Source organism: Actinomadura roseirufa, from assembly GCF_900659635.1.
GTDB classification, from domain to species: Bacteria; Actinomycetota; Actinomycetes; order Streptosporangiales; family Streptosporangiaceae; genus Spirillospora; species Spirillospora roseirufa.
The window spans coordinates 1-9,101 of the sequence record NZ_CAACVB010000282.1 but is presented as its reverse complement, the minus strand read 5'-3'; the positions used below and the strand labels follow the sequence as shown (position 1 = coordinate 9,101).

General features: G+C 74.0%; 8 protein-coding genes. 4 read left to right on the top strand and 4 right to left on the bottom strand.

Annotated elements, in window-relative coordinates:
- Positions 1 to 87: 87 nt before the first annotated feature.
- Both E1291_RS35010 and E1291_RS35005 read right to left on the bottom strand, forming a co-directional pair.
- A complete protein-coding gene (locus tag E1291_RS35010) occupies positions 88 to 309 on the bottom strand; it encodes a hypothetical protein (RefSeq protein ID WP_131742355.1) in 222 nt (73 codons plus the stop codon).
- A 52-nt stretch (positions 310 to 361) separates the two neighbouring features.
- The gene (locus tag E1291_RS35005) at positions 362 to 1,165 is read right to left on the bottom strand and encodes an SDR family oxidoreductase (protein ID WP_131742354.1); all 804 of its coding nucleotides are present in this window, start codon (positions 1,163 to 1,165) and stop codon (positions 362 to 364) included.
- A gap of 81 nt (positions 1,166 to 1,246) precedes the next feature.
- Here E1291_RS35005 and E1291_RS35000 point away from each other — a divergent pair, with 81 nt between their 5' ends.
- Positions 1,247 to 1,840 (top strand): TetR/AcrR family transcriptional regulator, encoded by a 594-nt coding sequence (locus E1291_RS35000; RefSeq protein WP_131742353.1) that lies wholly within the window; start codon positions 1,247 to 1,249, stop codon positions 1,838 to 1,840.
- A gap of 8 nt (positions 1,841 to 1,848) precedes the next feature.
- Positions 1,849 to 2,562, top strand: a complete 714-nt coding sequence (locus E1291_RS34995; RefSeq protein WP_131742352.1) for an HAD family hydrolase — start codon at positions 1,849 to 1,851, stop codon at positions 2,560 to 2,562.
- A 140-nt stretch (positions 2,563 to 2,702) separates the two neighbouring features.
- Here E1291_RS34995 and E1291_RS34990 read toward each other — a convergent pair whose 3' ends face one another.
- Positions 2,703 to 5,237, bottom strand: coding sequence for an ATP-binding protein (locus E1291_RS34990; protein WP_131742351.1), 2,535 nt, complete (start codon positions 5,235 to 5,237; stop codon positions 2,703 to 2,705).
- A gap of 96 nt (positions 5,238 to 5,333) precedes the next feature.
- Positions 5,334 to 5,912, bottom strand: a complete 579-nt coding sequence (locus E1291_RS34985; protein WP_131742350.1) for a YceI family protein — start codon at positions 5,910 to 5,912, stop codon at positions 5,334 to 5,336.
- 122 nt (positions 5,913 to 6,034) lie between these two features.
- On the opposite strand from E1291_RS34985, the gene E1291_RS34980 reads away from it, so the two are divergent.
- Together E1291_RS34980 and alaS are read left to right on the top strand one after the other, a co-directional pair.
- Complete coding sequence (locus tag E1291_RS34980) at positions 6,035 to 6,496, top strand: winged helix-turn-helix transcriptional regulator (RefSeq protein WP_131742349.1); 462 nt, start codon at positions 6,035 to 6,037, stop codon at positions 6,494 to 6,496.
- A 164-nt stretch (positions 6,497 to 6,660) separates the two neighbouring features.
- Positions 6,661 to 9,101: alanine--tRNA ligase (gene alaS / locus E1291_RS34975; RefSeq protein WP_131742348.1), on the top strand; the 2,441-nt coding region annotated here is incomplete at its 3' end.

The following is a 9,101-nucleotide window of genomic DNA, read 5'->3' as shown; positions in this document are numbered from 1 at the left end:
GCGATCTGGCACAACGACAAGACCGGCCGGCCCACCGCCCGTTCCCTGACTGCCTACGATCACTGAACGCAACGACACCCCTTGGAATCAATCATCTAGGCGCGCGGCAGTGCGCTCCGCCTGGACGAGCGCCTCGTCCAGCGTGCCGCGGCACCGGACCGTGAGCATCGGCTGTGAGGCGACCCGGCCGCGTTCCAGGACGATGTGGGTGAACTTCATCCCGCGCCCGGCCGCCCACGCGGCGACCTCTTCCGCCGATACCCCATGGTGGACGGTCAGGTGCGCCTCGAAATCCCCGGCGAATCTCACGAACCGGATGATCTCAGACGGTCCATCGCAGGGCAGGCGGATTTTCGCGCGGTCAGCCGATGGAGAAGCCACCGTCCACAGTGAGGATCTCGCCCGTCACGTAGGTGTTGGCCATCATGAACAGGACGGCCGAGGCGGCCTCCTCCGGCGTTCCCATCCGGCCGAGCGGCACGGGCGTGCTCCGCGCCTCCTCGGCGCCGGCCGCGCGGCGCGACAGGGCGGTGTCGATGATCCCGAACCGCACGGCGTTCACCCGCAGCCGGCGCGGGGCGAGCTCCACGGCCAGCGCGCGGGTCAGCGGCTCGATGCCGCCGGCCACCCCGAGCAGGGCGGACAGGCCCGGCCGGGGCCGGGTCACGAGGACGCCGGAGCTGAACGTCACGGACCCGCCCGGAGCGAGCCGCGGGGCGGCGGACCGCGCGACCGCGAGGGCGCCCCAGAGCCGGCTCTCGAACGCCGCCTGGGCACCGGCCCGGGTGAGATCGGCGAGGGGTCCGGCGCCCTCGAACCCGCCCGCGGTCAGCAGGACGTGGTCGACCGCCCCGGCCCGCGCGAAGACCTCCTCCACCGTCCGCTCGTCCCTGACGTCGGCGACGACACCGAGCACCGGCCCGTCCCCGCCGTCCTCCACGCCGTTCGCCGGGACGGCCGCGCGCACCCGCCGCACGGCGCCGTCGAGGCGCTCCGGGTCGCGCCCGGCCAGCACGACGCGGGCGCCCGCCGCGGCGAGCAGCTCAGCCGTGGCCAGGCCGATGCCCGCGGTGCCGCCGATGAGGACGGCCGTGCTCCCGGCCAGCGCCTGGGGCAGCGGCGAGCGGACGGGGGCCGGGTCGGGCGCGGCTGTGGTGGTCATCATGTCCTCCAGAATAAACCATCCGGTTGTTTTAGAGCCTGGCCGTCGCCGGGCGGAAAGTCAACCGGATGGTTTAATCCAGGTATGGGTTACGACGCGGAGGCGACCAGGCGGCGCATCCTGAGCTCGGCGACCGCCGAGTTCGCCGCGCACGGCCTCGCGGGCGCCCGGATCGAGCGCATCGCCACCGAGGCCAGGGCCAACAAGCAGGCGATCTACCTCTACTTCGGCGGCAAGCGCGGGCTCTTCGGCGCCGTGCTGCGCACGAAGATGGACGAGGTGTGCCGGGCCGGTGTCGACCCGGACGACGTCAGCGTCACGGTCGGGGAGCTGTTCGACTGGTACCAGGAGAACCCCGAGCTGATCAGGCTGCTGCTCTGGGAGGCCCTGGAGGTGGACGACGTGGAGAACGAGCCGGAACGCCGCGCCGAGTACCGCGCGAACGTCGCCGCCCTCCGGGCCGGCGGCTTCGCCGACGACCTGCCCGAACCGTGCGCCACCGCCGCCGTGCAGGACTGGCTCTTCACCATCGTCGGCCTCGTCGCGTGGAACTTCGCCGTTCCGCAGCTGTGCCGCCTCGTCCTCGACGAGGAGGACGACGCGGCCGCCCTGGCGCGCCGCCGCGCCACCGTCATGAGCACAGCGCGCCTCCTCGCCAGGGCCCGCGACTCCGTCTGAGCGAGCCTATGACGCGCGCCGTGCTCTTCGACCTGGACGGGACCCTCTTCGACCACGACGCCGCGGCCGCCACGGCGATCGCCGCCTCGTTCCCGGCGGAGGACGCCGCCCCGCTCGTCCGGCGCTGGCTCGAACTGACCGAGGAGGCGATCGACCGCTACCTGGCGGGCGAGCTGAGCTTCGCGGACCAGCGGCGCGCGCGCATCATCGGGCTGGCGCGGGACCTGGGCCTCGGCAGCTGGGACACCGGCCGCGCCGACGCCTGGTTCGCCGGGTACGCCGGCCGGTACGCCTCGGCGTGGCGCGCGTTCCCGGACGCCGTCCCGGCCCTGGCGGTCCTGGCCGCGGGCGGGACGCGCCTCGGCGTGATCACCAACGGGCGGGCGGAGCAGCAGCGCGCGAAGATCGAGCGGATCGGGCTCGCGAACCGGCTGCCGTACGTCCTCGCCTCGAGCGAGGCGGGGTTCGCGAAACCCGCGGCGGAGATCTTCCACGCGGCCTGCGCCGGGCTGGACCTGCCCCCGGACGCGGCCGTCTACGTCGGGGACAAACTCGGGACCGACGCCCGCGCCGCCGCGGCCGCCGGACTGGCCGGGGTCTGGCTGGACCGTTCCGGCGACCCCCCGCCACCGAACCTGGACGTACCCCGGATCACGACCCTGGAGACCCTGCCCACGCTCCTCCCCCGCCTCCGCCCAGGCCACCGGTCACCGCGCCGATGACCCCGCCGCTCGGCGAGGACCACAGCCCGAGCACCCCAGCGCAAAACTCCTCCACTCGATAGCCGTCAGGCGAAGCGATTCGCGCTCGCACAAGACCGGTCGCGAAGCGAGCCCTGGGCGAGCGCGGTGGGCCGGGCTTCTTACAATTCAGCCCTATCCAGGACGGACTGGGCGCGGGTCACGCCCGCCTCGTTGCCCAGGCTCTGGTAGAGGTCGAGGGCCTCGCGGGCCGGTTCTACGGCCTGCTCGCGCTCCCCCGCGTCCAGCAGGACCTCGGCGAGCGTCCGCCGGCTGCGGGCCTGCCACCAGCGGTCCCCCAGCTCGTCGAAGGCGGTCACGGCCCCGCGGAGGGCGGCGGCGGCCTCGGCGTGCCTGCCGAGGCGGCCGAGGGCGCGGCCCTCGGAGATGCGGATCCGCGCGACGCCCCAGGTGTCGCCGAGCGCCTCCAGCATCCGTTCGGCCTGCCGGACGAACGCCAGTTCGCGCAGGCCGTTACGGGGGTCGCCGACCTCACCGGCGGCGCGCAGGCAGCGGGCCTCCTCCCACTGCTCGCCGCGCAGCCGGAACGCCTCGGCCGCGCGCTCCAGCGCGGGCGCCGCCAGGCTGTACTTGACGTCGGCGGCGGCCTGCTCGCCGGCCGCGCGCAGGCCGCGCGCCTCCGAGGCCAGCACCTCGCCGAGGGCGCGGAGCGTCTGCGCCTCCGAGTAGCGGTTGCCGTCGCGCTGGAACACCGCGAGGGAGCGTTCGAGCAGGCCGCGGGCCTCCTCGTAGCGGCGCTGGGCGAGCCGCAGCTCGGCCAGGTTCCGCTGGGTGCGCGCCTGCCACCACGCGTCGCCCTGCTCCTCGAACGCTTCGATGGACTCAAGGAGGTAGCGCTGGCCCTCGTCCAGGTTCCCCGCGTCCCTAAGGCTCATGCCCACGGCCCTCAGCGCGCGCGCCCGCCACCACATCTCGCGTGCCCCGGTGAAGATGCGCAGGGCCTCGGACGCGTCGCGGTTCGCGTGGTCCATCCGTCCCTGGTTGCCCTCTACCGACGACCGTTCGAGCAGGGCGATGCCCAGGGAACGGTCGTCGCCCAGTTCCACGGCCACCGAGTAGGTCAGCTCGGCCGCCGCCCGCCACTCCGGCCAGAACACCCGCAGCGAGTGGAACAGCGAGCACGCCGCCCGGCCGAGCCGCCACACCAGGCCCCACATCTCGCGCCGCGCCCCCTGGTCCAGCAGCGCGAGGACGGCGAGGCGCTCGCTGGTCAGCCAGTCCACCGCCGAGTACTCCGCGCGGGGCACCTGCCCGGACCCGCGATGCCAGTCCTGCGGCCAGCGCGCCGCCGCGACCCGTTCCGCGCGCTCCCGGTACCCGTCCAGGACGCGCTCGACGGCCGCGTCCCGCTCATGCCCGGCGTCCTCCCGCTCGGCCCGCTCCCGCGCGTACAGCCGGACCAAATCGTGCAGCCGGTAGCGCATCCGGCCCGTCGCGTCCGTCCCGGAGCACTCGACGAGCTGGGCGTCGACGAGGGCCTCGAGCTGGTCGTCGCCCTCCAGGTCCGACACCCCGAGCAGCGCGCCCGCCGCCCAGCCCTGCACGTCGGGCACGGTGAGCAGCCCGAGCGTGCGCAGCAGGCGGCGCTGCGTGCGGCTGCAGTCGTCGTAGCTGAGCGCCAGGCTCGCCCGGACGCTCTTGTCGATGTCGCGGGCCGTCTCCAGCTCGTCCAGCCTGCGGCGGCGCTCGTCCTGCAACCGGTCGGCCATCGCGCGCGGCGTCCACGACTCGCGGGCCGCGAGCCGCCCGCCGCAGATCCCGACGGCGAGCGGCAGGTGCCCGCACAGCTCGGCGATCTCGGCCGCGGCCTCCGGGTCGCGCCGGATCCGGTCCGGCCCGGCGAGCCGGGCGAGCAGTTCCACCGAGTGCTGCGCGGTGAACCGGCGCAGCCGCCGGTCGACGGTGTTGCGCAGGTAGAGCGGCTGCCGCGAGGTCACCAGCACCGCGCAGCCGGCCACCGGCGGCAGCAGCGCCCGCACCTGGTCGGCGTCGCGGGCGTTGTCCAGCAGGACGAGCAGCCGGAGGCCGCGCGTCCACGTCCACCACAGCTTCTGCAGCTCCGGCAGCCCGCCGGGGTCGGTGGCCAGCCGGACGCCCAGCGCCTGCAGGAACCCGATCAGCACCTCCTCGGGGGCGACCCGCGCGTCCCCCGTGCCGCGCAGGTCGAAGTAGAGGGAGCCGTCGGGATAGCCGTCGGCGATCTCGTGCGCGAACCGGGCGGCCAGCGCCGACTTGCCCACCCCGGCCGGGCCGTGCAGCGACACCACCAGCGGCGACGCCGGGGACCCCGAGCCCGCGGCGACCGCGCGGCGCAGCTCGCCGAGCGACTCGTCCCGGCCGGTGAAATGGGCGATCACCGGCGGGAGCTGCGCCGGGGTGACCGCGCCGAGCGCCGCGGGCGCGGCCGGCCGCCCTGCCCCCGCTCCCTGCTGCGCGGCCCAGGCCGCGATCCCCGCGAGGGCGGCCACGCCGCCGGTCACCGCGAGCTGCGCCGGCCCCGGCAGCCGCAGCGCGTCCAGTGAGGTCGTCACCGCGGTGATGACCGCGGTCAGCCCGCCCACCAGCCACGGCGCCGCGAGCCGCGCCCGCCGGGGCCCCTCCCCCGCCGGCGCCCCGCCGGGCGTCCCGTCCGTCATCGATGCCCTCCGCGCTCGTCCCCCGGGGCATCCAATGATCACGCCTGCGGCGCGGGCGGCGCCTGAACGGAACGGGAACGGCGGGGGAACGGGGGCTCAGCCGGTCCGCAGCGCCGCCTGGATCTCCAGCACGATCTGGATCTTGTCGCTCAGCGCCAGCGCCCCGCCCGGGATCGTCGCGCCGTCCCCGACCCCGAACTCCAGGCGGCTGAGCTCGCCGGTCGCCGTGAACCCGACGCGGGCGCCCTTGAACGGGTCGTCCTGCCGGAACACGTCCGGGCCGAAGCCCTCGACCTGGAGCCGGAACGTGATGTCCTTGGTCACCTCGCGCAGCGACAGCTCCCCGTCGAGCAGGAAACCCTCGTCCTCGGCGCGCAGGCCGGTGGACCGGAACGTCATGGAGGGGTATTTCGCGACGTCCAGGAAGTCCGCGGACCGGACGTGCTCGTCGCGCTGGGCGTTGCCGGTGTCGATGGAGGACAGGTCGACGGTCGCGGTCACCGACGAGTCCAGGACGTCCTCGGCCGTGATGATCGTCCCCTCGAACGTCCCGAACCGGCCGCGGACCTTGCTGACCATCAGGTGCCTGATCGTGAAGCCCACGCCGGAGTGGACCGGGTCGATCTCCCACGTCCCGGCGACGTAGCCCGGGATCTCGACAAGCTGGGCGGTCATCGTGTCTCCTTGAGTTCCGAGAGGTAAGACGGTTCCGAATGGGAACCGTCACCATCGTGCGGACGCCCCCCGAGTCGGCACAAGAAGGCACTTTTTCCTGCCCCGGTCACCTGGAGAGAACCATGCAGCCCAGCGCGTTCCGCGAGCACCACCCGTCGATGTGCCGCGCCCGGGAGATCCTCGACCGGGTCGGCGACAAGTGGTCGCTCCAGGTGATCGCGATCCTCGGCGAGCGCACCAAGCGCTTCACCGAGCTCAAGCGCGAGATCGACGGCATCAGCCAGCGCATGCTCACCGTCACCCTGCGCGGCCTCGAACGCGACGGCATCGTCGCCCGCACCGTCTACCCGGTCATGCCGCCCCGCGTGGACTACACCCTCACCCCCTTGGGCGCGACGCTCCTGGACGCCGCCAGCTCGCTCGTCAAGTGGGCCGAGTCCCACCTCGACGAGATCGACACGGCACGCGCCGCCTACGACGCCAGGGCCGCCGCCCCCGCCGAGCCCATCGCCTCGCCGGGTCCCGTCGCCGCCCCTCGCGTCCCGAGCGAAATGGACGTGCCGGGGGCGCGGCCCGCGAGGTAGCGTGAACCGACTTTCACCGACGTCCGAACGGAACCGAGCGGAACCGATGGCCCTTCACGAGGTGGGGCGGCGAGCTAGCCGCGCCGAGCCGGAAACCGAGCATTCGTGCCCGGCCCGGCTCGGCGGTGCGCGCCGTCATCCCATCGACCTCGTGAGGCCGTCCCATGCGCTCCTCTGACATCCGCTCGACCTTCCTGGGCTTCTTCGGCGAACGCGACCACCGCGTCGTGCCGTCCAGCTCGCTCATCCCGTCCGATCCCACGCTGCTCCTGGCGAACGCGGGCATGAACCAGTTCAAGCCCTGCTTCCTCGGCGAGACCGTCCCGGAGCATCCCCGCGCGATGTCCGTGCAGAAGTGCGCGCGGACGTCCGACATCGAGAACGTGGGGCGCACGACGCGCCATGCGACGTTCTTCGAGATGCTCGGCAACTTCTCCTTCGGCGACTACTTCAAGGCGGAGGCCATCTCCTGGGCGTGGGAGCTGTTCACCCGCCACTACAACCTCGACCGCGACCGCCTTTGGGTCACCGTGTACCTCGATGACGACGAGGCGGAGCAACTCTGGCGCGGTGTCGGCGTCCCCTCGGAACGCATCCAGCGGCTCGGGATGGAGGACAACTACTGGTCCATGGGCATGCCCGGCCCATGCGGGCCCTCGTCCGAACTCCACTACGACCGTGGACCGTCCTTCGGGCGTGACGGCGGCCCTGCGGTGGACGGAGAGCGCTACCAGGAACTATGGAACCTCGTGTTCATGCAGAACCTCCGCGGCGAAGGGACCGGCAAGGGCGATTACCCCGTGGTGGGAACGCTGCCCCACCGCAACATCGACACGGGCCTGGGCCTCGACCGGCTCGCGGCGATCCTCCAGGACGTCGAGACCGTGTGCGAGACCGACCTGCTCGCCCCGGGGTTCCGGCTCGTCCAGGAGATGTCGGGACGCGAGTACCCCGGACGCGACGGCGGCGACACCTCCACCTCCATCCGCATCGTCGCCGAGCACGCGCGCTCCGTCGCGTTCCTCATCGCGGACGGCGTGCTGCCCTCCCGCGACGGCCGCGGATACGTCCTGCGGCGCCTCATGCGCCGCACGATCCTGCACGCGCGCCGTCTGGGCATCGACGGACCGGTCCTGGCCGCGCTCACCGGGACCGTCGTCGGCAACCTGGGCGAGGCGTGGCCGGAGCTGACGCGCGAGTCCGAGCTGATCCGGCGCGTCGTCACCGCCGAGGAGGACGGCTTCGAGCGGACGCTCCGGCAGGGCTCCCGGATCCTGGAGACCGCGATCGGCCGGGCGACGTCCCCCCTCTCCGGCCGGACCGCGTTCGACCTGCACGACACCTACGGCTTCCCCATCGACCTCACCCTGGACGCGGCGCGCTCGGCGGGCCTCACCGTCGACGAGGACGCCTTCGCCGCCCTGCTCGACGAGCAGCGCCGCCAGGCGCACCGCGCGAGCCGGGACCGCAAGGGTGAGGCGGCCGCGCGCCGGGACCTGTATCGGCGGATCGGCGCCGAGTACGGGCTGACCGAGTTCGTCGGGTACGAAACCACCACCACCGAAACGCGTCTGGTCGCGCTCCTCGACGACACCGGCACCGTGCAGAGCGCGCGCGAGGGCGACCAAGTCGAGGTGATCCTCACCCGGAGCCCCTTCTACGCGGAGGCGGGCGGCCAGGTGGGCGACACCGGCACGCTGCGCACCTCCGATGGGGGCGTCCTACAGGTCGTCGACACCCGCCGGGGACTGGACGGACTGCACGTCCACACCGTCCGGGTGACCGAAGGCGAAGTGCGCCCCGGCGCGGAGGCGGAGGCGACCGTGGACGCCGACCGGCGCGCGGCGACCGCACGCTCGCACAGCGCCACCCACGTCCTGCACGCGATGCTGCGCCGCGTCCTCGGCGACCACGCGGCCCAGCGCGGCTCGCGCGTGGAACCCGGCCGGCTGCGCTTCGACTTCGCGCACTTCTCCGCACTCGGCCGCGCCGAGCTGGACACCGTCCAGACCCTGGTGAACGACTACCTGCTGGACGACCCCGGCGTCCGCGTCTGGGAGGCGGGCCGCGCCGAGGCGGAGGCGGCCGGGGCGGTCGCGCTGTTCGGCGAGAAGTACGGCGACCGCGTGCGGATCGTCGACATCGGCGACGCGTCCCGCGAACTGTGCGGCGGCACACACGTCGGCCACGGCTCGCAGGCGGGCCCCGTCCACATCGTCGGCGAGTCCTCCATCGGCACCGGCCTGCGCCGCGTCGAGGCGCTCACCGGCGCGGACGCCCTGCGGCACCACGACCACCGGCGCGCCCTCCTCACCGAACTGGCGGCCCTGCTGGACGTCCACCCCGACCAGGCGCCCGACCGGCTGCGCCGCCGCCTGGAGACGCTCGCGCAGACGCGGCGCGAACTGGAGTCACTGCGCCGGGACCGGCTGGACGAGCACGCGCGGCGCCTGGCGGCCGCCGCGGAACCGGTCCCCGGCGGCTGGCTCGTCGCCCGCGTCGTGGACTCCCCCGACGACCTGCGCGCCCTCGCGACCCGCGTCCCCGCGCACCGCCCCGGCGACGGCGCCGTCGTGCTCGGCGCCGAGACCGGCGGCAGGGCGCT